Genomic DNA, 22,638 nt, shown 5'->3' with positions numbered 1-22,638 from the left:
GTCAGTCCCTTCCAGACCCCACCGAAGTGGCCACGAGTTCACGCGCCCGCGCCCGGGCCCAATGCTCCGCCGCGAGGACTTCGGCGACGTCGGCGGGTTCGTGCGCCCAGCCGTCCGCCTCCGCCAGCACCCGTTCGACAGTGTCCACGATGGAGGTGAACGACGTGCCGCCGTCGAGGAAGACCGCGACCGCTTCCTCGTTCGCCGCGTTGTAGACCGCCGGGAGGCAGCCGCCGCCGGAGCCCGCCTGCCTGGCCAGTCGCACCGCTGGGAACGTGTCGTCGTCCAGCGGCTCGAAAGTCCACGCCGTCGCCACGTCGAAAGTACACGCGGCGGCGGCGCCGGGGGTGCGGTCCGGCCAGCCGAGGGCCAGCGCGATGGGCAGCCGCATGTCCGGTGGGCTGGCCTGGGCGAGGGTGGAGCCGTCGGTGAAGGTGACCATCGAGTGCACGATCGACTGCGGGTGCACGACCACGCCGATGCGCTCGTAGGGCACGCCGAACAGCAGCTGCGCCTCGATCAGCTCCAGGCCCTTGTTGACCAGGGTGGACGAGTTGATGGTGATGACCGGGCCCATGGACCAGGTCGGGTGCGCCATGGCCTCGCGCGCGGTGACGTCGGCGAGCTCGGCGCGGGTGCGGCCGCGGAACGGGCCACCGGAGGCGGTGAGGACGAGCTTGGCGACCTCGTCGGCCCGGCCGCCGCGCAGGCACTGGGCCAGCGCCGAGTGCTCGGAGTCGACCGGCACGATCTGGCCGGGCTTGGCCGCCTTGAGCACCAGCGGACCGCCCGCGATCAGCGATTCCTTGTTGGCCAGGGCGAGCGTCGCGCCGGTCTTGAGCGCGTGCAGCGTCGGCGCCAGGCCGATGGAGCCGGTGATGCCGTTGAGCACCACGTCGGCCGGCGTGGAGTCGACCAGGTCGGTCATCGCGGTGGGTCCGGCGAGGATGCGCGGCAGCTTGAACGCTCCCTGCGCGTAGCCGCGCCGTTGCGCTTCGGCGTAGAGGGCGAGCGTGACGTCCTCGACCGCGGTGGCGCGGGCGACGGCCACCGCCTGCACCCCGAACTCGACGGCCTGGGCGGCGAGGGCGGCGGGATCCGCGCCACCCGCGGCCAGCCCGACCACGGAAAACCGGTCGCGATTGGCGGCGATGACATCGAGGGCCTGGGTGCCGACCGACCCGGTGGAACCGAGGACCAGGACCGTGCGTGGTGTGCTCATCACCGCCCATTGTTCCGGACCCGTCCTGATAACCCGCACAGCGGTACTTCGATAACAGAAGGGTAACGGGCGCGTGGCTTCACCCGTCCGTGGGCACTCCTCGATCAAGCGCCTCGACGGATCAGCCCGTCGCGGCCATCAGGAAGGAGAGCCCCCGTGGGCATCTTGGGTTGGATCGTCCTCGGCCTCATCGCGGGTGCCATCGCCAAGGCCATCATGCCTGGTCGGGACCCCGGCGGCATCATCATCACGATGCTACTCGGCATCGTCGGCGCCATCATCGGCGGCTTCGTCGGCCGTGCCATCTTCGGGACCGACCTCAACACGTTCTTCGACCTGAGCACTTGGCTGCTGGCCATCCTCGGCTCGCTGATCGTGCTGGGCATCTACCGCTTGGTGACGGGCACTCGAGCCAGGGCATAGACGCTCGCTTGACGCACGGAACCATCCCCGGAGTGCCCCGTCGAGAAATCGGCGGGGCACTCCCCTCTGTCCGGCCCTGCCGCTCTCAGCCGGCCAGCCCCGCGTCGCGTGCCAGCAGGGCCGCCTGCACCCGGTTGGTGAGCCCCAGCTTGGCGAGCAGCCTGCTCACGTAGGTCTTCACGGTCGCCTCGCTCATGTGCAGCCGCTGCCCGACGTCGGCGTTCGACATGCCCAGCCCGAGCAGGGACAGCACCTCCACCTCGCGTTCGGTCAGCCCCTCGACCTGCCGGATCGCCGCCTGGCGGCGTGGTTGGCCGACCTGGGCCACCATCCCCACCACCCGGCTGGTCACCATCGGTGACAGGTACGCCTCTCCCGCGTGAACGGCGCGCACGGCCCGCAGCAGCTCCTCGGGCGCGGAGTCCTTCAGCAGGAACCCGGCCGCGCCGTCGGACAGCGCTTGGACGATGTTGTCGTCCTCGCCGAACGTGGTGAGCATCACCACCCGCACCGAAGGCGCGGCGGACCGCAGCTCACGAGCCGCGGCCAGGCCGTCCAGCCGCGGCATCCGGATGTCGAGCACGGCGACGTCCACCCGCCGTTCCTGGGCGATGCGCACGGCCTCGCGACCGTCACCGGCCTCGGCGACGAGTTCGATGTCGTCGGCGGTGCCGAGAATGGCCTTGATGCCCGCTCGCATCAGCGGCTCGTCGTCGGCGATGAGGACCCGGATCAACGTTCACATCCCCTGGAGGTGGATTTTCTTCTCGATCAGCTTGCCGTCGGCGAAGCAGAACCGCACGATCCTGTTCGCCCGTACGGAGTAGGTCTGCTCGTCGGCCACGCGGTAGTGGCACGTCGACCCGGCCGGCTCGGGCTCGGCGTCGGACTTGAGGTCGCCCAGCGGCGGCTCGGCGCCACCAGGCAGCCTCGCCAGCACCTCGGCCTCCGACTGCCCGACCCGCACCGAGTCGTACAACTCGCCGGTCACCACCTTGGTGAACGGCTGCGACCCCAGCCAGCTGTAGCCGCCGACGACCACGACGACCACGATCCCGGCCAGCAGGATCGAGCCGACACCCGCCCACTTGCGGACGCCGGTCGGTTTGGCCGGCCCGGACTGCTCGTGGTCGGACGGCTCGTCGTCGGACGGCTCGTCGCCCGACGCGGCGGTGTCCTCGTACGGCAGCACGGCGGCGATCCGGAACCCGCCGGTCGGCAACTCGCCGACGTGCAGCATGCCGCCCGCCAGCCGCACCCGTTCACCCAGGCCGACCAGGCCGAACCCGGTGCCCTTGGGCAGCTTGGTGCGCGGCGGGTTGTTGCGGACCTCCACCACCAGCGCGTCCGGCTCGTACTTCACGGTCACCTGCACACTCGCGCCCGGCGCGTGCTTGTTGGCGTTGGTCAGGCCCTCCTGGGCGATGCGGTAGGCGGCGTGGCTGACCTTCGCGGGCAGCGGCACGGGCTGGCCGCCGCGGACCAGGCTGACCCGCACACCCGCCCGGCGCGCGCCCTCGACCAGCTCGTCGATCGAGTCCACGGTCCGCCGCACCTGGTCCTCGTCCGGCTCCTCGTCGCGCCGCAGCACGCCGATGACGCCGCGCAGCTCCTCCATGGCGGTGAGGGCCGCGCTGCGCAGCACGTCCACCGCCTCGCGCTGCCGGTCGCCCAGACCGGTGTCCAGGGCCAACGCGCCCGCGTGCACGGAGATGAGGCTGAGCCGGTGGCCGAGGCTGTCGTGCATGTCCTGGGCGATCCGGTTGCGCTCGCGCAGCCGCACCTGGCGCGACACCATCCGCCGTTCGCGCACCGCCCGTGCCTCGCGTTCCCGCAGGGCCGCCACCAGCGCGTTGCGCTGCGCGGCGTACCGGCCGACCAGGAACGGCAGTGCGACGAGCAGGCAGTAGCCGGTGAGCATCACCCAGGAGCCGAACGCGCCGGACAGGCCGGGGCTGGCGATGTCCCAGGCGATCATGAGCAGGACCAGCGCGAGGACGGCGGTCAGCAGCGCGCGCTGCCACGACACGATCCGGTAGCCGGCCGCGTAGCCGAGCATGATGATCAACGCGACGCCGCCGTGATCGGCGCTGAAGACCACCCAGGTGCCGATCAGTAAAGCGAGCGCGGGGAACAGCAGTCGGGCCAGGTAGAGCGCCACGTACCCGGAGCCGATGACCACCATCGCCAACCCGGACGGCCGCCACTCGCCCGCGATCCAGCCGGGGAACACGTCCAGGCAGAGCAGCACCAGGACCGCCAGCACCTCGCGTCCCACGCGCCACGGGGTGACCAGGCCGAGGCGTTCGGCGTGGGCGCGCAGGAACGCGGCGGGCGCCTCTCTGAGATCCGGCAGGCCGGGCCGGAGCCGTTGAACGACAGACGTCACAGGCGACAACGTTAAAGAACCACCCGGGCGTCGTCCGCGTTCATTGGTCTCGAAGGTTTCCGACGAAAGTTGACGCAGGTGACGCGCGGCGGGCCCGCCAGGCGACCACGAGCACGCCCGCGACGAGCAGTGCCGCGCTCACCGCCACCATCAATGTCGACAAAGCGACGATTTCCGGTGACACACCCCGGCGACCGGCCTGGGCGTACACGAACACCGGCAGGGTCGTGGAGCCGACGCCGGTCAGGTAGCTCGACGTCACCACGTCGTCGAACGACAGCAGGAACGCGAACGCCGCACCCGCCGCCACCGCCGGGGCCACCAGCGGCAACGTGATGGTGCGGAAGGCCACCAGCGGACTCGCCCCGAGGTCGGCGGCGGCCTCTTCGAGGCGGTCGTCCATGCCCGCGACCCGTGCCCGGACCACGACCACCACGAAGCTCAACGAGAACGCCACGTGCGCGGCCAGCAGCGCGCCGAAGCCGAGCGGGATGCCGGCGAGCTTCACGCAGAACCCGAGCAGCGCCACGCCCAGCACCACCTCGGGCACCACCAGCGGCAGGCTCAGCAGGACCGTCCACACACTCCGCCCGGGGAAGGCGCGGCGCAGGCCGAACGCGGCGAGCGTGCCGATCGCGGTGGCGACGACCGCGCTGACCGACGCCAACCGCAGGCTCAACCCCAGGGCGTCGAGCACCCGTGCGTCGTCGAACAACTCGACGTACCAGCGGGCCGACAGCCCGGTGACCCGGCTCAACGACCGCGAGTCGTTGAACGACACCACCGCCAACCACAGGATCGGCGCGTAGAGGAACACGAACACCAGCACGGCGACGGCACCCAGCACCCAAGGACGGCGGTTCACAGCACGTCCTCGCCGCGCTTGCCGCGCAACACCAGCACGACCACCACGAGCACCAGCAGCAACACCGCCATCGCCGACCCCAGCGGCCAGTTGTTGCCGCCGCGGAACTGGTCGTCGATCACGCTGCCGAACGTGGCCTGGTCCACCCCGCCCAACAGCCGCGGCGTGACGAAATCACCCGCCGACGGCACCAGCACCAGCAGCGACCCGGCCAACACCCCCGGGAACACGCCGGGCAGCACCACCCGGAAGAACGTGGACGCCCGCCCGTGCCCCAGGTCGTAGGACGCCTCCACCTGCCGGTGGTCGAACCGCTCACACGCCACGTACAGCGGCAGCACCATGAACGGCAGGAACCCGTACGTCAGCCCCACCACCACCGCGCCGTCCGTCAGCAGGAAGCCGCCGTCACGGTCCAGCCCCACGGTCTCCAGCAGCCGGTTGACCAGCCCCTCACCGTCCAGCAGCGCCTTCCAGGCGTAGATCCGGGCCAGGTAGCTCGACCAGAACGGCACCAGCACCGCCACCAGCAGCGCCGTCCGGTACCGCCCGCCGTGCCGCGCGATGAACCACGCCAGCGGAAAGCCCAGGAGCAGGCACAACGCCGTGGTGATGCCCGCGTAGGCCAACGTGCGGCCGAAGATCGGCAGGAACGCCGGGTCCAACGCCGTCTCGTACGCCCGCACGGTCCACGGCAGCACTGCCCGCGCCACCCCGGTGTCACGGGTCGCGAAGCTGAACTGCACCACCAGCGCCAGCGGCGCGATCAGGAACAGGCCCAGCCACACCCCGGTCGGCGCGAGCAGACCGGTCGCGACGAGCCACCGCGGCCGGGCCATCAGCCGGTCTTCACCCTGGTCCACGCGTCGGCGTAACGGGCCTCCACGTCCGCGCCGAGGTCCTTGGTGAACGGCAGCTTCGCCAACTGCTCGTCCGACGGGTACACCAGCGGGTCGTCCAGCAACTCCGGCTCGATCATCGGCCGCGCGGCCTCGTTGGGGCTGCCGTAGCGGATGGCGTTCGCCAACGCCGCGCCCACCTCCGGTTGCAGCACGTAGTCGATGAACCGGTGCGCGTTCTCCGCGTGCGGCGCATCCTTCGGCACGCACAGGAGGTCCACATAGGACAGACCACCCTCGGTCGGGATGGCGTAGGCGAGGTCCTCGTTGGCGTCCCGCGCCTGGAACGCGTCACCGGAGTACGCCTGCGCCAACGGCACCTGGCCCGAGCTCAGCGGCTCGATCACGTCCGAGGTGATCTGGCCGATCTTCTTCTTCAACTCCAGCAGCACCGTCACCGCCTCGGCGATCTGCTTGGGGTCGGCGGTGTTCGGGTCGTGGCCGGCCTTGAGCAGGCCGAGCGCCAACGCGTCGCGCGCCTCGTCCAGGATCGTGCTGCGGCCCTGCGCGGCGGCCAGGTCGTAGGCGGAGAACCCGGTCACCTCGCCGAGCTGTGCCTTCGAGTACGCCAACCCGGTCGTGCCCCACGCCCACGGCACCGAGTACCGGTTGCCGGGGTCGTACTCGGCCTCGGTGAACCGGGTGGCCAGGTTCTTCAGGTTCGGCAGCAGGTCGTGGTCCAGCGGCGAGAGCAGGCCGGAGCGCAGGAACCGGCGCAGGAAGTTGTCGCTGGGCACCACGAGGTCGTAACCCGCCGCGCCGGAGGCGATCTTGGCTTCCATCTCGTCGTTGGAGCTGAAGTTGTCGTAGGTGACCTCGATGCCCGCGGCCGCGGTGAACCCCGACAACGTGTCCGGCGCGATGTAGTCGGTCCAGTTGTAGAAGTTGAGCTTCGGCTCGGCCACGGCGTTGGCCGCCTTGGCGTTCGAGGTGGGCGCGTTGCTCGTCGTGGTCGTCGGCGCACTGCCGACACCGCACGCCCCGGTGGCCGCCAGCGCGAAGAACGCCGACGAACGCAGCACGGTCCGACGGGTGACCCGGGCGCTGTCCATGTCCCAAAGGTGGGCGATCCGGAGGTTCTGCTCAGTCATCCATACCCTCTTCCGGCTCCAACAACACGGTGAAGTCGGGGTCCCAGGCCATCCGCACGGGCTGCCCCGGTGACCCCGCGTCGGCGATGCGGCGGGTGTTCTGGACGAACGCGACGAGCTCCGCGCCGCCCGGCACGTCCACCACGTACTGGGTGGACACGCCCGTGTAGACGACGTCGCGCACGGTGCCGGTGAGCACGCACCAGCCCGTCGGCGGCTCGTCGGCGAGGTCGTGCAGGTGCACCTTCTCCGGGCGCACGGTGGCCGCGACCCGCTGCCCGTGGCGGAGTCCGCGGCTGTTCAGCGGGGCCCGGAGCCCGGTGACGCCCGGCGTGTCCAGCACCGCCCAGCGACCGTCCACACCGGACACCTTCGCGTCGAGGATGTTGGAGGTGCCGATGAACCCGGCCACGAACCGGGTGGCCGGGCGCTCGTAGACGTCCTCCGGGTAGCCGACCTGCTCCAGTTTCCCGGCGTTCATCACCGCGACGCGGTGGGACAGGACCAGCGCCTCCTCCTGGTCGTGCGTCACGTAGAGGAACGTGGTGCCGACCTCGCGTTGGATGCGCATCAGCTCGATCTGCAACTCCTTGCGCAGCACCGCGTCCAGCGCGCCCAACGGCTCGTCCAGCAGCAGTAGCCGGGGGCCGGCCGCCAGCGCGCGGGCGATCGCCACGCGTTGCTGCTGGCCACCGGACAGCTGAGCGGGTCGGCGTTTGGCGTACTGCTGGAGCCGGACCAGCTCCAGGTGTTCGCCGACTAACTCCTTGAGCTTCGCGCCCCGGACGCCCTTGCGCTTGACGCCGTAGGCGACGTTGTCCCACACCGACATGTGCGGGAACAGCGCGTACGACTGGAAGACGGTGTTCACGTCACGCCGGTAGGGCGGCACGCCGACCACGTCCACGCCGTCCAGCTCGATGCGCCCCGCGGTCGGGTCGTCGAACCCGGCGATCATGCGGAGCAGCGTGGTCTTGCCGCAGCCGGAGGGGCCGAGGACGGAGAAGAATTCGCCTTCGTGGATCCGCAACGTGACGTCGTCCACCGCGGTCTGGTCGGAGAAGCGCTTGGTGACGCCGTGCAGGCCGACCTCGACCGGCGCGAAGGTGTCCGGCGTGCGCCCCTCGGCCGGGTGGAAGCCGGGTACCGGCTGTTCGGTCAACCTCATCGCCTCTCTGGGCGGCCCGGAATCCGGCCGGCCTGGCGGGGGGTGCGGTGCGAACACGCGGCGGACGCACGGCGAACGCGCGCGAGGGCCGAGGGTAGACGTCACGGCGGTGCCGCGCACCTCACGTCTCGCGTGGCGCGGGCGTGTGCGACGATGACCGCGTTGGTGAACGTGATCGGGCAGGAAGGTCGTGCGGCTGTGTCTTCGTCCTCGGAACTGGACAAGCGTCCGGCGGTCGACACCCACGACGAGCCGTCGGCCGAGTGGGGTTGGCACGGCAGCTTCCCCAAGGGCATCAAGATCGCCGGTTGGCTGTCCACCCTCGGTGTCTTCTCCCTGCTCATCGGCAACCACCACGGCCGCACCGAGAACATCTGGGTCATCCTCGTCGGCACCGCCATGGCCGCCCTCCTGATCTGGGACCAGGTCCGCAGCCGCACCTCCTGGCGCCGGTAGTCCCGATCGACGGCTTGGCTCGGGCTCGGCTCGGGCTCAGGTGAGCACCCAGCCGATGCGGAACTCGACCGTCTTGCCCTCGCAGGCCGGGTCGAGCGAGTCGAAGTGGTGCCCGCCCGCGTTGCACCGGTAGAGCGCCTTCGTGGCGACGTCGGCCGGCGGGGCGGTGAAGATGTAGCCGAGCAGGCCATACGTCCGCTGTCCTTCGCAGTCGGCCACCCCCGAGGTCATCCGGTCCGCGCTGTTGTTGATCTGGCACGAGTAGATCGGCTGGGTGCCCGACTCGGCGTTGGCCGCCAGCTTGCCCAGCGGCCCCTCCGGCACGAACCCGCCGGGCGTGGCGAGAATCGTCGAGCCGCTGTAGTGCCACCCCTCGGCGTTCCTGAACCTGGTCAGCGCGGTGGTCTCGCGCGGCGGCCTGGGCGGGGTGGTGACGACCGGCGGCGGCGCGACGTTGTTCGCCGAGGTCGTGGTGGTTGTGGCCGCAGTGGTGGTGGTCGTCGTCGTGGTCGTGGTGCTCGCGGCGGAAGACGACGCGGACTGGGTACTGCTGCTCGGGGTCGTCTCAGTGGTGGTGACCGGCGAGGACACGTTCCCGGCGCCGGACGCGCGGCCCGGTTCGGCCTCGGGGAGCAGCAAGAACACGGTGGTCAGCGCGAGGGCCGTGACGGCGACGGCCGCGCCCGCCACCACCGCGATCCGGCGCTTCGGCTTGCGCGGCTCGTCGTCCCACGTCTCGCCCCAACTCGGGCGGGTGTCGGTGGGCCGGGACACTAGTGACGTGGGCGCCTCGATGATCACCGTGTCCGGATCGCCGGTCGAAGCGAGGCGCTGACGTACTTGAGCGGCCGTGAGCCGGTTCGCGGGCACCTGGGTGAGCAGGCCCGTGACCACGGCGGCGAGCGGGCCGGTGCAGCGGTTGAGCACCGGCTCCTCGGACAGGATGGCGTGCATGGTCGCGGCGGTCGACTCGCGCTGGAACGGCGAGCGGCCCTCCACGGCGTGGAACAGGGTCGCGCCCAGCGACCACAGGTCCGTGGCGGGCGACGGCGGCTCGCCCGTGAACAGCTCCGGCGCCATGTAGCCGGGCGACCCCATCACGCCGCCGGTCGCGGTCAGGCCGGGGTCGTCCAGGGCGCGGGCGATGCCGAAGTCGGCGAGCTTCACCCGCCCGTCGGGCAGCACCATGATGTTGCTCGGCTTGACGTCCCGATGCACTACACCCGCCGCGTGCGCGGTCTCCAGCGCTTCGAGCACGGCCAGCCCGATCGCGGACACCTGTTCGGCGGGCAACGGCCCGTTGCCCATCAGGTCGGCGAGGGTGGGCGCCTCGACCAACTCCATGACGATGTAGGTGATGCCGTGCTCGGACACCACGTCGTGCACGGTCACCACGGCGGGACTGTTGAGCCGACCGGCCGTCCGCGCCTCCCGCAGCACGCGTTTCAGCTCGGCCGCCGACGAGGTCCGCAACTCCTTGAGCGCGACCCGCCGCCCGATGACCCGGTCCTCCGCCAACCAGACCACGCCCATGCCGCCGCGCCCCAGCTCACGAACCGCCACATACCGGCCCGCGACCAGCTTCGAGTGCACGAGTCCCCCCAAGTGAACCGACCGCAGGATGGTAGCCGGTCACCCCCACCCGCTCACCGACAACCGCCAGGCACGCAGGTCCGCATCAGCAGCGTTTCCCCGGTCCGGTCCGCATAGCCATTACAACTCAGGAGCGTCGTCCCACGGGTTGAGCACCTTGATACCGGTGTCGACGAAGTCCTTGATGTTTCGTGTGACCAGGCAAGCGACGTAGCGACGACAGATCGCGGCGGTCTGCGCGGCGGCCATGCCGATCGGATGGCCGTTCGCCTCGCGCGTGGCGGCGATCTCGCCGCAGTAATCCGCTGCAACACTGTCGAAAGGCAAGATCTGATCTCGAAAGTCCTCGGCCAGAAGGTCCGAGATCCTTGCCGCCAGTATGGTCTTGCGCCGGCCCTCAGGCAGTCGAGCGACCCCGTGCGCGAGCTCAGCAGCCGTCACCGCCGTGATGAAGACATCCTCGGCCGAATACCGATCGACCCACCGGACAACGCCGTCATCCGGAACTTGCCTCATCAGTTCGGAGACGACGTTGGTGTCAAGAACGATCACTCAGGAAGCTCCGCGGCTCGTGCAGGCTCCGTCCGCTGCGGCAGCTCGATCGACGGATCCCCCACGTCGCTGAACCTTTGCCGAATCCGCGAACCCATCCCCACCTCGGACGCCGACCTGGTCAGCACCGAGGCAAGGATCTCACGCACTTCGGCTTCCATCGACCGGCCGTGCTCAGCAGCCCGAACGCGCAGCCTGGCCTTCAGACCCTCATCGAAGTCTCGGATCGTCAACGTCGCCACGGTCCACCTCTCATGCCAGCACTGCTGTCAATGCTAGCACCCGGGAGTGGGGTGGACCTAGCCTTCGGCGGCGAGCTGGCCGCAGGCGGCGGCGATCTCCTGGCCCCTGGTGTCACGGACGGTGCAGGCGACGCCTTGGTCGTTGACGCGGCGGACGAACTCGCGCTCCACCGGCTTCGGGGAGGCGTCCCACTTCGAGCCCGGCGTCGGGTTCAGCGGGATCACGTTCACGTGCACCAACTGGCCCAGGTGCCGGCGCAGCAGCTTGCCGAGCATGTCCGCACGCCACGGCTGGTCGTTGATGTCGCGGATCAGGGCGTATTCGATGGAGACACGGCGACCGGTCCGGTCCGCGTAACCACGAGCGGCTTCGAGGACCTCGGCGACCTTCCAGCGGGTGTTGACCGGGACGAGGGTGTCGCGCAGCTCGTCGTCCGGGGTGTGCAGCGAGACGGCCAAGCGGACCTGGAGGTTCTCCTCGGTCAGCTTCCGGATCGCCGGCACCAACCCGACCGTCGACACGGTCACCGAACGCTGTGAGATGCCCAGGCCGTCCGGCGCCGGGTCGCAGATCCGGTGGACCGACTCGACCACGCGCTTGTAGTTGGCCAGCGGCTCGCCCATGCCCATGAACACGATGTTCGACAGCCGACCCGGACCGCCGGGCAGCTCGCCGTCACGCATGGCCGCCGCACCGCGTCGCACCTGGTCCACGATCTCCGCGGTGGACAGGTTCCGGGTCAGTCCGCCCTGGCCGGTGGCGCAGAACGGGCACGCCATGCCGCAACCCGCCTGCGACGAGATGCACAGCGTGGCGCGGTCGGGGTAGCGCATCAGGACGCTCTCGACCAGCGTGCCGTCGTGGGCGCGCAGCAACGTCTTGCGCGTCGTGCCGCCGTCGGCCTCGACGCTGCGCAGCTCGGTCCACAGCGGCGGCATCAGGTCGGCGATCAGGCGGTCACGGGCGGCGGTGGGGATGTCGGTCATCGCGTCGGGGTCGACGGTCAACCGGCCGAAGTAGTGGTTCGACAGCTGCGCGGCGCGGAACGGCTTCTCACCGAGCGCGGCGACCGCCTCTCGACGCTGGTCGGCGGAGAGGTCGGCGAGGTGGCGCGGCGGTAGCCCGCGCTTGGGCGCGTCGAAGACGAGGGGGAGGGCAGTCATAGCACCGTCCAGTGTCCCACGGCCGCGCAGTGCCAAAGACCACACCGACCGTGTGAGTGGACACCCCCCGCCGGAGCACCGCGACCCAGCCCCATGACGACGGCAGCCATGAGGCGACCCACTGCGATCGGCATCACCGTTGCATCGCGATCGGTTCCGATATATCGTCGATACGTCAGAACCGATCGATACAAGGAGCAAGACGATGCGTTTCCACGGACACAGGCACCACCGGGAACACGGCTTCGGCGACCCGCGACGCGGGTTCGGCGGCGGCTTCGGCCGGGGCGGCCCGTTCGCCGACGGCCCCTTTCCGCCCGGTCCCCCGATGCCACCCGAGCCGCCCGGCTTCCCCGGTCACGGCCGGGGGCGGGGCAGGGGCGGCAGGCAGCGCAAGGGCAACGTCCGCGCGGCGGTGCTCACGCTGCTCGCCGAACGCCCCATGCACGGCTACGAGATGATCCAGGAGATCTCCGGCCGCACGGACGGGCTCTGGCGGCCCAGCCCGGGGTCGGTCTACCCGACCCTGCAGATGCTGGCCGACGAAGGCCTCGTCGCCTCCACCGAGGAGGCGGGCGGCAAGAAGCTGTTCACGCTGACCGAGACCGGTCAGGCGGAGGCGGCGAAGCTCGAAGGCGCGCCGCCGTGGCAGCAGGTCAACGACGACGTCGACGTGAACGCCGCGAAGCTGCGCACGGCGGCGCGCCACCTCGGCTCGGCGATGCAGCAGATGGCTCACGCGGGCACGCGTGAGCAGAAGGCACGGGCCGTCGAGGTCCTCAGCGAGGCCCGCCGCAAGCTCTACGCGATCCTGGGCGAGCTCGACGTCGAGGAAGACGACACGGAAGAGTGAACTACCAGCGGTCGTGGACCAGCGGCCGGATCAGCGAGTCGTACACCGCGCGCACCTCGTCCTGGGCCGAGGCTGACAGCGGCGCGAGATCCGCGGCGGTCGAGTTGGCGCGCGCCTGCTCGGCGTTGCGGGCACCGGGGATGACCACGGTGACCCCCGGCTGGTCCACGATCCACCGCAGCGCGAACTGCGCCATGGTGGCACCGGCGGGCACGAGGGCCCGCAGCCGCTCCACCGCCTCCAGACCGACCTCGAACGGCACGCCGGAGAACGTCTCGCCGACGTCGAACGCGTCACCGTTGCGGTTGTAGTTGCGGTGGTCGTCGGCCCCGAACGTGGTCGACGCGGTGTACTTGCCGGACAGCAGCCCCGAGGCGAGCGGCACGCGGGCGATGATCGCCACGCCCGCCTCCGCCGCCGCGGGCAGCACCCGCTCCAGCGGCTTGAGCCGCAGCGCGTTCAGGATGATCTGGACGCTCGCGACACCCGGTCGGGCGATCGCGGTCAGCGCCTCGTCGACGGTCTCCACGCTCACGCCGTACGCGGCGATCCGCTTGGCCTCCACCATCTCGTCGAGGGTGTCGAACACCTCGTCGGTGGAGTAGACCGGCGTCGGCGGGCAGTGCAGCTGCACCAGGTCGAGCGTGTCCACGCCGAGGTTGGCGCGGGACCGGTCGTTCCAGGCCAGGAAGTTCTCGCGGTTGTAGTTCTCCGGCGTCTGCTCGACCCGGCGGCCCATCTTGGTGGCCACCGTGATGCCCGCGTCGCCGCGTTCGCGCAGGAACTTGCCGACCAGCGTCTCGCTGCGACCGTCGCCGTAGACATCGGCGGTGTCGAGGAAGTTCACGCCGGTGTCGACGGCGGCGTGCAGCACGGCCAGCGCGTCGGACTCCTCGACCTGGCCCCAGTCCGCGCCGAGCTGCCAGCAGCCCAGACCCACGACGCCGACCTGCCGGCCCAACCTGCCCGCGTTCCTGTTCTCCACGGTTCCAAATCCTATGTGAGCGTTATCAGGTCAGCACAATCCCGGTCGGCTTCCGTCTCACGTGGACGCGGTAGCCGACCTCGAACGACAGGCCGGGCGTCCGGGCGACCGCCTTCTCCGCGACCGCCTGGGAGAACTCGATGCGCAACACCGCCTCCAGGTCCTCACGACGATCGAACCGCCACAGCGCGCGCACACGGCGCAACGAGAACCCTTGAGCGGTGAAGAAGGTCTCCACCTCCACGGGGTTGTAGCGCGGTTCGTCGGCGCACAGCCACGGCCCGTACGGCTCGGCGAGGCCGTCGAGGTCCACGATCGCCAGCGCGCCGCCGGGCCGCAGCACCCGGTCGGCCTCGCGGAGACCGGGTTCGCAGCCGGGGCCGAAGAAGTACGCCGTGCGCGCGTGCACCAGGTCCGCGCTCGCGTCGCGCAGCGGCAGGCGTTGCGCCGGTCCGGCCATCACCTCGGCGTTGGGCACGTCCGCCACCCGCGCACGGGCGCGCCGCACCAACGGCGGGTGCGGCTCGACACCGATCACCGAGCGAGCCGCTTCAGCGAACACCGGCAGGTGGAACCCGTCGCCGCAGCCGACGTCGACCACGTCCCGCCCGGCCCAGTCGCAGTCCTCCCGCAGCGCGCTCCAGATGGCGCCGCCGACGTCCTGGGCGCGGTTCTCGACCTCGTAGACCTCGGGCCAGTGCCAGATGTTCGGGCTCGGCAGGACGTCGACGGGCCGCACGGCGGCCAACGCGGCGCGGACGAATCCCTTCACGGGACGACTCTAGAGCCGTAGCGTGATCGAATAGGCGGCTTGCAGGAGGTACACGGTGTCGATCGTCCCGAATTCTCCCGCTTTGGCCGAAATGCACCACGGAGCGCCGTGCTGGGTGGACATCGCCACCACCGACCTCCAGGCCACGATCGACTTCTACACCGGGCTCTTCGGCTGGTACTACTCCGACGGACAGGGCCGCACGACCGCCTTGGTCGACGGCCTGCCGGTGGCCGAACTGGTCGCCGCCGACGAGCCGAGCGCGTGGACGCTGTACCTGAACACCCCCCACGCCCGCGCCACCGCCGAGAAGGCGCACGCGCTGGGCGGCACCGTGCTCGCCGAACCGTCCGACACGGCCACCGTGATCGCCGACCCGACCGGGGCGGTGGTCGGGTTCCGGCACGTCTCCCCCGACTGGGTGTTCGGCACCGACGGGCACGGCGCGTACGCGTGGGCCGAGCTGAACACCCGCGACGGGCACGTCGCGGACGGGTTCTTCCACGAGCTGTGCGGCTACGAGATCACCCAGATCGGTGACGGCCACGCGGTCGACTACACGATCTGGGCACTCCACGGCCACACCGTGCTGGGCCGCCAGCGGATGGGCCGGGCGTTCGCGCCGGACACCCCGCCGCACTGGATGGTGTACTTCACCGCCGCGCCGGAGATCGGCGCCGACTCGACCGCGTCCAGGGTGCTGGAGCTGGGCGGACGCGTCACCGTCGAGCCGTACGACACCCCGTTCGGCCGGATCACCGTCGTCGCCGACCACACCGGCGCGGTGTTCTCCGTGATCGACCCGTCCCGCACCACACCGCTGTCCGACGAGGACACCGGCTCACGCGTCGACGACCCCTACGACGATTGACACATGGCCGCTGCTCCGCAGACGGCGGCGAGGTCGAGTGGGCTACACAAAGACGAGTAGCAGCAGGTAAGCGACGACGGCTGAGGGAAGTAGTGAGTCCATGCGGTCCATCAGCCCGCCGTGGCCGGGCAGGAGGGTGCCCATGTCCTTGATCCCGAGGTCGCGCTTGATCAGCGATTCGACCAGGTCACCGGCGGTGGACGTGATGACGAGCGCGGCGCCGAACAGCACGCCGTGCCACCACTGGCCGTCCAGCATCAGGCCGACGGTCAGCGCGCCACCGACCATGCCCGCCACCATCGAACCCGCGAAGCCCTCCCAGGACTTCTTCGGGCTGATGGTGGGGGCCATCGGGTGCTTGCCGAACAGCACGCCGGCCACGTAGCCGCCGGTGTCGGACAGCACGACGCCGATCAGGAACGCCAGGACGCGGAACACCCCGTCGTCCGGCACGACCAGCATGACCGCGAAGGCGGCGAACACCGCCACGTACGCGACCGTGAAGATGGACGCGGTGACGTCCCGGAGGTAGCCGTCCGCGCCGTCCTTGAGCCGCCAGAGCAGGCAGACCAGGATCGTCACCACGAACGCGCTGAGCACCCCGCCGCGCTCGAACGGCCAGGCCAGCCACACCACGGCCTGCCCGCCCAGCAGTACGGGCACCAGCGCGACCCGGATGCCCGCACCGCGCTGGAGCGCGCCCGCCAGCTCGTACATCGACACGGCGACCGCGACGGCGACGATGCCGATGAACAGCTCGCGCACCGTGAACAGCGCGACAAGGATGACCGCGCCCAAGCCGACACCCACGGCGATGGCCGCGGGCAGGTTGCGCCCCGCGCGTGACGCGTTCCGCTCCGGCGCGCCCTGCTCGCCGCCGCCTGACACTTCTTGTGCTCCTATCACGGCCGGCTACCGGCCAAGCAGAACATGCGGCCGGTGACCCGACCCGACCAACCGGACGTGATCACCTAGACCTCGAGCAGCTCGGCTTCCTTGTGCTTGACCAGGTCGTCGACCTGCGCCACGTACCGGTGGGTGACGTTCTCCAGTTCCTTCTCGCCCCTGGTGCCGTCGTCCTCGCCGACCTCGCCGTCCTTGACCAGGCGGTCGAGCTCTTCCTTGGCCTTGCGGCGGATGTTGCGGATGGACACCTTCGCGTCCTCGCCCTTGCTCTTGGCCACCTTCACCATCTCGCGGCGGCGCTCCTCGGACAGCTGCGGGATCACCACGCGGATGATCGAGCCGTCGTTGCTGGGGTTGACCCCCAGGTCCGAGTCGCGGATGGCCTTCTCGACCGCGTTGAGCTGGGTGGCGTCGTAGGGCTTGATCACGGCCATGCGCGCCTCGGGAATGGCGACGCTGGCCAGCTGGTTCAGCGGGGTCGGCGAACCGTAGTACTCGACGACGATGCGGGAGAACATCGAAGGGTTGGCACGGCCGGTGCGCACCGCGGCCAGGTCCTCCTTCGCCACGGACACCGCTTTTTCCATCTTCTCCTCGGCGTCGAGGAGGGTCTCGTCGATCACGGCAGACTCCCTTGGTGTGCGCAGTTCGGCTCGGATCCCAGCAGGTCTAGAAGGACGGGCGACCACCGGGGGTGCTCACCAGTGTGCCGATCTTCTCACCACGCACGGCGCGGGCGATGTTCCCCTCGGTGAGCAGGTTGAAGACCATGATCGGCATGTTGTTGTCCATGCACAGGCTGAACGCCGTCGCGTCGGCCACGTTCAGGCCGCGTTCGAGCACTTCACGGTGGGTGATGTTGTCGAACATCAGTGCGTCCGGGTCGGTCTTCGGGTCCGCGGTGTAGACGCCGTCCACGGCCTTGGCCATCAGGACGACCTCACAGCCGATCTCCAGCGCGCGCTGCGCGGCGGTGGTGTCGGTGGAGAAGTACGGCATGCCCGCACCGCCGCCGAAGATCACCACGCGGCCCTTGTCGAGGTGCCGCATGGCCCGGCGGGGGATGTACGACTCGGCGATCTGGCCCATGGTGATGGCGGTCTGCACGCGGGTCTCGATGCCGTGCTCGCGTTCCAGGAAGTCCTGCAAGGCGAGGCAGTTCATCACCGTGCCCAGCATGCCCATGTAGTCGGCCCGGCTGCGGTCCATGCCGCGCTGCTGCAACTCGGCGCCGCGGAAGAAGTTGCCGCCACCGATGACGACCGCGACCTGGACCCCGGTTCGGACGACTGCGGCGATCTGGCGCGACACGGTCTGCACGACGTCGGGATCGACGCCGACACCGCCACCGCCGAACATCTCGCCGCCCAGCTTGAGCATCACCCGGCGATAGCCGTGGGCGGGCTCGTCGTCGGCGTGATCGGCTTTCGAGTGGTCTACCTCTGCGCTGCTCACAGGTCCTCCTCTGGACACGGCAAGGGCGGGGTCGCGACTATGCGCGCAACCCCGCCCTCACGCGAATCAGGCCTGGCCGACCTCGAACCGGGCGAAGCGGGTCACGGTGACCCCGGCCTCGTCCAGCACGGCCTTGACGGTCTTCTTGGACTCCGTCACGGAAGCCTGCTCCAGGAGCACGACGTCCTTGAAGAAGCCGTTCACCCGACCCTCGACGATCCTGGACAGCGCCGCTTCCGGCTTGCCCTCCTCGCGAGCGGTCTCCTCGGCGATGCGGCGCTCGTTGGCCACCAGGTCCGCGGGGACCTCGTCGCGGGTGAGGTAGCGCGGACGCATCGCGGCGATCTGCATCGCGGCGCCGCGGGCGGCGTCCTCGCTGTCCCCGGTGTACTCGACCACCACGCCGACGGCGGGCGGCAGGTCGGCCGCGCGGCGGTGCAGGTAGGTGGTCACGGTGCCGTCGAAGACGGCGACCTTGGCCAGCTCCAGCTTCTCGCCGATCTTGGCGGAGAACTCCTGGACGACCGCGTCGATGTTCTTGCCGTCGAGGTCGGTGGCCTTGAGGACCTCGACGTCCGCCGGGCGGGTGGCCTTGGCGACCGCGACGATCTGCGAGGCCAACTCCTGGAAGTCGGCGTTCTTGGCGACGAAGTCCGTCTCGCAGCGCAGCTCGATCATCACGCCGTCCTCGGCCACGACCAGGCCGTTGGAGGTCGTGCGCTCGGCGCGCTTGTCGACGTCCTTCGCACCCTTGATGCGCAGGATCTCGACCGCCTTGTCGAAGTCGCCGTCGGTTTCCTCGAGCGCCTTCTTGCAGGCCATCATGCCTGCGGCGGTCAGCTCGCGGAGGCGCTTCACGTCAGCGGCGGTGTAGTTCGCCATCGTGCGGTTTCCGTTCCTTCTGCGGTCTGATCGTCGGCTTCACCGACGTGGGTACGCGCGGGGGTGGTGCTGTGCACACGCCGCGCCCACCTTCGTCGTGGCGGGCGCGGCGTGTGGCTGATCAGGACTGGACGGCCTCGGAGCCCTCGGCGGCGGGCGCCTCGGCAGCCGGCGCGTCGGCGGCGGGCGCCGCGGCGGCCGGTGCGTCGGCACCGACCAGCAGCTCCTGCTCCCACTCGGCCAGCGGCTCGTCGATGCCCGGCTCGGGCTTGTCGGCGCCGTCGGCGGCCTGGGTGCGGGCGCCGGAGCGCGCCATCAGACCGGCGGCGGCGGCCTCGGCCACGACCTTGGTCAGCAGCGCGGCGGACCGGATCGCGTCGTCGTTACCCGGGATCGGGTAGTCGACCTCGTCCGGGTCGCAGTTCGTGTCGAGGATCGCCACGATCGGGATGTTCAGCTTGCGCGCCTCGCCGACGGCGATGTGCTCCTTCTTGGTGTCCACGATCCACACGGCGCTGGGCACCTTGGACATGTCGCGGATACCGCCGAGCGTGCGCTCCAGCTTGTCCTTCTCGCGGTTCATCATCAGGATTTCTTTCTTGGTGAAACCCTGGAAACCGCCGGTCTGCTCCATCGACTCCAGCTCCTTGAGCCGCTGGAGGCGCTTGTGCACCGTGGAGAAGTTGGTGAGCATGCCACCCAGCCACCGCTGGTTCACGAAGGGCATGCCGACGCGGAGGGCCTCGTTGGCGATGGCCTCCTGCGCCTGCTTCTTGGTGCCGATGAACAGGATCGACCCACCGTGCGCGACCGTTTCCCGGACGAACTCGTAAGCCCGGTCGATGTAGGTCAGCGTCTGCTGGAGGTCGATGATGTAGATGCCGTTGCGCTCGGTGAAGATGTAGCGCTTCATCTTCGGGTTCCAGCGGCGGGTCTGGTGCCCGAAGTGCACGCCGCTGTCGAGCAGCTGCTTCATGGTGACGACGGCCATGGCCGGGTTCGCACCTCTTCGTTCAGGCGCGCCGGGTGTCTGGGCCGGCGCGCGTTCCGGTTGATCGCGGCGGGCCGGTCGGTCCGCCGCCCTGGTGCCCTTGCCGCCGTCCGAACCGGAGGACGTCTCGCCTCAGGACCGCCGGACGCCGCGACTCGACCACGGAACGGGTCGAGTCTGCATTGGCACGCGAAGTCGTCCCGCACTCACACGGGCCGCGTACCGAGTGTACGCCGGACGGCGGGAGAACATCGAATCGGCCCCGGAGTTGTCCACAGCCCCGTGAGTTGTCCACAGTCGCGGAGAAGCCACTGGTAGCCCCCGGTCCGGGCCGCGACGCTGGACCCATGACTCCCACGATGCGAACACTGCTGGTCCTGGCCTTGACAACGTTGATGACGCTACCGCTGGTGCCGCTGGGCGGTCCCGCGCGGGCCGCCCGTCCACCACGCTTCGCCTGGCCCCTGGCACCACCCCATCAGGTGGTCCGCGCCTTCGAGGCCCCGGCCACCGAGTACGCGCCCGGCCACCGAGGGGTGGACCTGGCCGCCCCACCGGGCGCGGCCGTCCTGGCCGCCGCCGACGCGGTGGTGCTGCACGCGGGTCCGGTAGCCGACCGCTCGGTGATCTCGCTGCTGCACGAGGGCGGCCTGCGGACCACGTACGAGCCGGTCGAGCCCACCGTGCGCCGGGGGCAGGTCGTGCGCCGAGGTGAGCGCGTCGGCACGCTCCAGTCAGGCCACGAGGGCTGCCCTGCGGAGGCCTGCCTGCACTGGGGTGCGCTGCGCGTGTCCCCCGTCCGTGCCTACGTGGACCCGCTGCGGTTGGTGGCCGCCGGTCCCGTCCGACTCCTGCCGAGAGTGGATCGGCTTACGCTTCCAACTGCTCGTTCAGCTTGGTGCGCAGCCTCAGGACCGCGCGGGTGTGCAGCTGGCACACGCGGGATTCGGTGACGCCCAGGACCTTGCCGATCTCGGCCAGCGTCAAGTTCTCGAAGTAGTACAGGGTGACCACGACGCGGTCCCGCTCGGCGAGCTGCGCGATCGCGTCGGCGAGCTGGCGGCGGCTGTCCTGGTCGACCAGGGTCGCGATCGGGTCCACGGCGCCCTCGTCGGGCAGGGACTCGGCCAGCGACGAGCCCGCACCGCCGGTGCTGCGGCCGGCCGCGATCAGCTCGTCCAGCGCCACCACGCTGGTCAGCTGGAGCTGGGCGTAGAGCTCGCGCAGCTCACTGAGGCCGATCTTCAGCTCGGCGGCCAGCTCGCGGTCGGTCGGGGTGCGCTGGAGGCGGCCGCCGAGGCGTTCCAGGGCCCGTTCGACGTCACGGGCCCGGCTGCGGACCGAGCGCGGCACCCAGTCCTGGGAGCGCAGGTCGTCGAGGATCGCGCCGCGGATGCGCTGCATCGCGTAGGTCTCGAACTTCAGGCCGCGCTCGGGCTCGAACTTCTCGATCGCGTCGACCAGGCCGAAGATGCCGGACTGGATCAGGTCCGCCACGTCCACGTGCGCGGGCAGACCGGTGCCGACCCGGCCGGCGACGTACTTCACCAGCGGCGCGTAGTGCAGCACGAGCCGGTCCCGCAGAGCCCGCCGGCGTGATTCGCCGTAGGTGTGCCACAACGCGATGATCCCGGCTTCCACGTCGTCGGCGGTGCGCGACTCGGACGCCGCGTGCGCCGGTCTACCGGCGATGACGGGTGCGGCGTGCCCGTTGCGCGGTGGGTCGTCGAGCGGTGGCTCACCTTCGACGCGGTGACCGTTCGTCCCAGTCGGGGTACGCGCCGCCGACGAGGTCCCGACGTGCGCGGCGGAAGGAGAGGTCACGGTTGCGATCCGCGAACCTCCCCCTGCGACGTCAGGAGCGGGGGTGGGTTCGGTCATGGATCGCCTTCAGCCGTTCGACGGTGACGTGTGTGTAGAGCTGAGTGGTTGCGAGCGTAGCGTGACCAAGAAGCTCTTGGACGGTGCGCAGGTCGGCTCCCCCTTCCAACAGGTGCGTGGCCGCGGAGTGGCGCAGGCCGTGAGGCCCGGTGTCGGCCGCCCCAGGGACCGCACCCACTACATCGTGGACAACCCTCCTGGCGGTACGGGGGTCCAACCGGCCACCTCGCGCACCGAGCAGGAGTGCCCTTTGTGAACGGTTATTGACCAGCGCCGATCGACCGTGTTCCACCCAGCGCCGTAGCGCCCGTTCGGCCGGAACGCCGAACGGCACGGTGCGTTCGCGACTGCCCTTGCCCAGAACCCGAATCACCCTTTGGGAGTAGTCCACGTCGTCGAGGTCGAGACCGCACAACTCGGCGACCCGGACCCCTGTTGCGTACAGCAACTCCACCACGGCTTGGTCACGCAGCGCAACCGGATCGCCCTGTTCCGCGCCTACTTCCGCCGCTGCCATCGCCGCGCCGGCCTGGTCGGGACGCAGCACCGAGGGGAGGGTCCGGTGGGGTCGGGGTGCGGCGAGTCGCGGGCCCGGATCGGCGGCGAGCAGGCCGTTGCGGGACGCCCACCCGGTGAACGTCCGGGCGGAGGCGGCGCGCCGGGCCATCGTCGTCCGGCTCGCGCCGGCGGAGTGCTGGGAAGCCAGCCAGGACCGCAATCCCGGCAGGTCGATCGCTTCCACGGTGGCGTTGTCGGGCGTGCCTTCGGCTAAGTGGACCAACAGGGCGACCACGTCGCCGAGATACGCGCGAACGGTGTGCGGGGAGAGCCCGCGTTCCATGGCGAGGTGGCGTTCGTAGCGGTCCAGGGCCGTCGCCACGTCGCCGGGCAGCCCACGACGGAGGCGGACGAGATCGACACGACGTGTCCGAGCGGGCGGCGGCGGGGACATAGCCCCTGACGCTGCGCCCTCGAACG

At 70.4% G+C, this 22,638-nt stretch carries 25 protein-coding genes; 5 read left to right on the top strand and 20 right to left on the bottom strand.

The annotated features are described in order from the left end of the window. Position 1: 1 nt before the first annotated feature. Positions 2–1,222, bottom strand: a complete 1,221-nt coding sequence (gene dxr, locus ALI22I_RS18540; RefSeq protein ID WP_077006776.1) for a 1-deoxy-D-xylulose-5-phosphate reductoisomerase — start codon at positions 1,220–1,222, stop codon at positions 2–4. 156 nt (positions 1,223–1,378) lie between these two features. On the opposite strand from dxr, the gene ALI22I_RS18535 reads away from it, so the two are divergent. Beyond that, entirely contained in the window at positions 1,379–1,645 is a 267-nt protein-coding gene (locus ALI22I_RS18535) for a GlsB/YeaQ/YmgE family stress response membrane protein (protein ID WP_077006775.1), read from the top strand. Between the two features lie 85 nt (positions 1,646–1,730). On the opposite strand, the gene ALI22I_RS18530 is transcribed toward ALI22I_RS18535, so the two are convergent. From ALI22I_RS18530 to ALI22I_RS18505, 6 genes are read right to left on the bottom strand one after another with little or no spacing between them, the layout of a single operon-like run. After that, positions 1,731–2,381: a response regulator gene (locus ALI22I_RS18530; protein WP_077006774.1), complete on the bottom strand. Its 651-nt coding sequence runs from the start codon at positions 2,379–2,381 to the stop codon at positions 1,731–1,733. A gap of 3 nt (positions 2,382–2,384) precedes the next feature. Then, a complete protein-coding gene (locus ALI22I_RS18525) occupies positions 2,385–4,034 on the bottom strand; it encodes a sensor histidine kinase (protein WP_238598438.1) in 1,650 nt (549 codons plus the stop codon). Positions 4,035–4,074: 40 nt separating this feature from the next. After that, the gene (locus tag ALI22I_RS18520; protein ID WP_077006772.1) at positions 4,075–4,899 is read right to left on the bottom strand and encodes an ABC transporter permease; all 825 of its coding nucleotides are present in this window, start codon (positions 4,897–4,899) and stop codon (positions 4,075–4,077) included. Beyond that, on the bottom strand, positions 4,896–5,762 hold the full coding sequence (locus ALI22I_RS18515) for an ABC transporter permease (RefSeq protein WP_238598437.1): 867 nt from the start codon (positions 5,760–5,762) through the stop codon (positions 4,896–4,898). The genes ALI22I_RS18520 and ALI22I_RS18515 overlap by 4 nt, the downstream gene beginning before the upstream one ends. Continuing rightward, positions 5,738–6,889, bottom strand: a complete 1,152-nt coding sequence (locus ALI22I_RS18510; protein WP_077006771.1) for a polyamine ABC transporter substrate-binding protein — start codon at positions 6,887–6,889, stop codon at positions 5,738–5,740. Before ALI22I_RS18510 ends, ALI22I_RS18515 begins: the two co-directional genes overlap by 25 nt. Then, positions 6,882–8,057 (bottom strand): ABC transporter ATP-binding protein, encoded by a 1,176-nt coding sequence (locus ALI22I_RS18505; protein ID WP_077006770.1) that lies wholly within the window; start codon positions 8,055–8,057, stop codon positions 6,882–6,884. The genes ALI22I_RS18510 and ALI22I_RS18505 overlap by 8 nt, the downstream gene beginning before the upstream one ends. Before the next feature lie 198 nt (positions 8,058–8,255). On the opposite strand from ALI22I_RS18505, the gene ALI22I_RS18500 reads away from it, so the two are divergent. Beyond that, the gene (locus tag ALI22I_RS18500; protein WP_238598436.1) at positions 8,256–8,513 is read left to right on the top strand and encodes a DUF2631 domain-containing protein; all 258 of its coding nucleotides are present in this window, start codon (positions 8,256–8,258) and stop codon (positions 8,511–8,513) included. 36 nt (positions 8,514–8,549) lie between these two features. Here ALI22I_RS18500 and ALI22I_RS18495 read toward each other — a convergent pair whose 3' ends face one another. The 4 genes from ALI22I_RS18495 to rlmN all read right to left on the bottom strand — a co-directional run bounded on the left by ALI22I_RS18495 (position 8,550) and on the right by rlmN (position 12,064). Beyond that, entirely contained in the window at positions 8,550–10,106 is a 1,557-nt protein-coding gene (locus ALI22I_RS18495) for a serine/threonine-protein kinase (protein WP_077006769.1), read from the bottom strand. A 120-nt stretch (positions 10,107–10,226) separates the two neighbouring features. Further along, positions 10,227–10,658 carry a type II toxin-antitoxin system VapC family toxin gene (locus ALI22I_RS18490; protein ID WP_077006768.1) on the bottom strand — a complete coding sequence of 144 codons (432 nt, stop codon included), beginning with the start codon at positions 10,656–10,658 and terminating at the stop codon, positions 10,227–10,229. Beyond that, on the bottom strand, positions 10,655–10,900 hold the full coding sequence (locus tag ALI22I_RS18485) for a FitA-like ribbon-helix-helix domain-containing protein (protein WP_077006767.1): 246 nt from the start codon (positions 10,898–10,900) through the stop codon (positions 10,655–10,657). Before ALI22I_RS18485 ends, ALI22I_RS18490 begins: the two co-directional genes overlap by 4 nt. Positions 10,901–10,957: 57 nt before the next feature. After that, positions 10,958–12,064 carry a 23S rRNA (adenine(2503)-C(2))-methyltransferase RlmN gene (gene rlmN / locus ALI22I_RS18480; protein WP_077006766.1) on the bottom strand — a complete coding sequence of 369 codons (1,107 nt, stop codon included), beginning with the start codon at positions 12,062–12,064 and terminating at the stop codon, positions 10,958–10,960. 205 nt (positions 12,065–12,269) lie between these two features. Here rlmN and ALI22I_RS18475 point away from each other — a divergent pair, with 205 nt between their 5' ends. Then, positions 12,270–12,917, top strand: coding sequence for a PadR family transcriptional regulator (locus ALI22I_RS18475; protein ID WP_083751824.1), 648 nt, complete (start codon positions 12,270–12,272; stop codon positions 12,915–12,917). Between the two features lies 1 nt (position 12,918). Here ALI22I_RS18475 and ALI22I_RS18470 read toward each other — a convergent pair whose 3' ends face one another. Beyond that, positions 12,919–13,902 (bottom strand): aldo/keto reductase, encoded by a 984-nt coding sequence (locus ALI22I_RS18470; RefSeq protein WP_077006764.1) that lies wholly within the window; start codon positions 13,900–13,902, stop codon positions 12,919–12,921. 25 nt (positions 13,903–13,927) lie between these two features. Further along, the gene (locus tag ALI22I_RS18465) at positions 13,928–14,674 is read right to left on the bottom strand and encodes a class I SAM-dependent methyltransferase (protein ID WP_077006763.1); all 747 of its coding nucleotides are present in this window, start codon (positions 14,672–14,674) and stop codon (positions 13,928–13,930) included. A gap of 55 nt (positions 14,675–14,729) precedes the next feature. On the opposite strand from ALI22I_RS18465, the gene ALI22I_RS18460 reads away from it, so the two are divergent. Beyond that, the gene (locus ALI22I_RS18460; protein WP_077006762.1) at positions 14,730–15,545 is read left to right on the top strand and encodes a VOC family protein; all 816 of its coding nucleotides are present in this window, start codon (positions 14,730–14,732) and stop codon (positions 15,543–15,545) included. Between the two features lie 42 nt (positions 15,546–15,587). On the opposite strand, the gene ALI22I_RS18455 is transcribed toward ALI22I_RS18460, so the two are convergent. The 5 genes from ALI22I_RS18455 to rpsB form a co-directional block, all read right to left on the bottom strand. Continuing rightward, on the bottom strand, positions 15,588–16,433 hold the full coding sequence (locus tag ALI22I_RS18455) for a phosphatidate cytidylyltransferase (RefSeq protein WP_077006761.1): 846 nt from the start codon (positions 16,431–16,433) through the stop codon (positions 15,588–15,590). 83 nt (positions 16,434–16,516) lie between these two features. Continuing rightward, positions 16,517–17,074, bottom strand: coding sequence for a ribosome recycling factor (gene frr, locus ALI22I_RS18450; RefSeq protein WP_077006760.1), 558 nt, complete (start codon positions 17,072–17,074; stop codon positions 16,517–16,519). Between the two features lie 46 nt (positions 17,075–17,120). After that, positions 17,121–17,831, bottom strand: a complete 711-nt coding sequence (gene pyrH / locus ALI22I_RS18445; protein ID WP_051772088.1) for a UMP kinase — start codon at positions 17,829–17,831, stop codon at positions 17,121–17,123. Between the two features lie 141 nt (positions 17,832–17,972). Further along, complete coding sequence (gene tsf, locus ALI22I_RS18440; protein ID WP_077006758.1) at positions 17,973–18,788, bottom strand: translation elongation factor Ts; 816 nt, start codon at positions 18,786–18,788, stop codon at positions 17,973–17,975. 121 nt (positions 18,789–18,909) lie between these two features. Further along, positions 18,910–19,779 carry a 30S ribosomal protein S2 gene (rpsB, locus tag ALI22I_RS18435; protein ID WP_077006757.1) on the bottom strand — a complete coding sequence of 290 codons (870 nt, stop codon included), beginning with the start codon at positions 19,777–19,779 and terminating at the stop codon, positions 18,910–18,912. A 347-nt stretch (positions 19,780–20,126) separates the two neighbouring features. Here rpsB and ALI22I_RS18430 point away from each other — a divergent pair, with 347 nt between their 5' ends. Continuing rightward, a complete protein-coding gene (locus ALI22I_RS18430) occupies positions 20,127–20,732 on the top strand; it encodes a M23 family metallopeptidase (RefSeq protein ID WP_083751823.1) in 606 nt (201 codons plus the stop codon). Here ALI22I_RS18430 and ALI22I_RS18425 read toward each other — a convergent pair. Both ALI22I_RS18425 and ALI22I_RS18420 read right to left on the bottom strand, forming a co-directional pair. Next, positions 20,650–21,660 (bottom strand): FliA/WhiG family RNA polymerase sigma factor, encoded by a 1,011-nt coding sequence (locus ALI22I_RS18425; protein WP_077006755.1) that lies wholly within the window; start codon positions 21,658–21,660, stop codon positions 20,650–20,652. The two genes, ALI22I_RS18430 and ALI22I_RS18425, sit on opposite strands and share 83 nt — an antisense overlap. Continuing rightward, the gene (locus ALI22I_RS18420; protein WP_077006754.1) at positions 21,635–22,612 is read right to left on the bottom strand and encodes a tyrosine recombinase XerC; all 978 of its coding nucleotides are present in this window, start codon (positions 22,610–22,612) and stop codon (positions 21,635–21,637) included. Before ALI22I_RS18420 ends, ALI22I_RS18425 begins: the two co-directional genes overlap by 26 nt. Positions 22,613–22,638 lie beyond the last annotated feature (26 nt).

This window comes from Saccharothrix sp. ALI-22-I (genome assembly GCF_001984175.1).
Classification (GTDB): Bacteria; Actinomycetota; Actinomycetes; order Mycobacteriales; family Pseudonocardiaceae; genus Actinosynnema.
This window is presented reverse-complemented; position numbering and strand designations above follow the sequence as displayed.